Origin of the sequence: Thermococcus sp. M36 (genome assembly GCF_012027355.1) — an archaeon.
Lineage (GTDB): Archaea > Methanobacteriota_B > Thermococci > Thermococcales > Thermococcaceae > Thermococcus.
Window position 1 is genome coordinate 1 of the sequence record NZ_SNUH01000030.1, and the last position, 649, is coordinate 649.

1 protein-coding gene is annotated in these 649 nt (G+C 32.5%); it reads left to right on the forward strand.

Translation table 11 applies throughout. The features are described 5' to 3' along the window. Window positions 1-545: DUF4954 family protein (locus E3E36_RS11165; RefSeq protein ID WP_167895500.1), on the forward strand; the 545-nt coding region annotated here is incomplete at its 5' end. Window positions 546-649: the final 104 nt, after the last annotated feature.

Genomic DNA, 649 nt, shown 5'->3' on the forward strand with positions numbered 1-649 from the left:
TGTATGGCATTCAGCAATTAATTGAATTGATTAAAACAAAGAACATCAGTTCTATTGATACTTTGCAAAACGCTTTACCTGCAAGGGTTTCAAGAGAAGAGTGGTTGAATGTGGGCGGGCAGTTATTACCTGTTAGTTCAGTAAATAAATTAAAGCAACTAATTAAAACAGGTAAGCTTTCTTCATGGGATGCAGTACATGATTATTATACTATTGAAGGCAACAATTATGCTGAACAAAAACTAAAACATGCTTTAGCAAGTTTTATAGAAATAAGTAAGGTTAATATAAAGAAGATTGATAAAGCAACACTAAACAGTTTATTAGACGAAGCATTGGTAATGCAACAATGGATTACTGAAAACATTTTTACTTCAAGAGAGAAAGATTATACCAACCCATTCAGAAAAATGCTATACAATTCTGATGAAGAAATGAATAAAGTGGTAGGCCCTTTAGCAGACAATAGTTTTATCAATCAACAGAAAGAAGAATTGAAAGCTTTTACTAAAGAAATTGCCGTATTGAAGAAGAAGCTAAAATAGCTGCATAAAGAACGAAGCGTATAAGTGTGCGACGCAACGGATGTTTAAAGAATTACAAAAGCCGGGCTCCAAAAATCTTTCTCTTTATTTGCTGCATTTTTGTA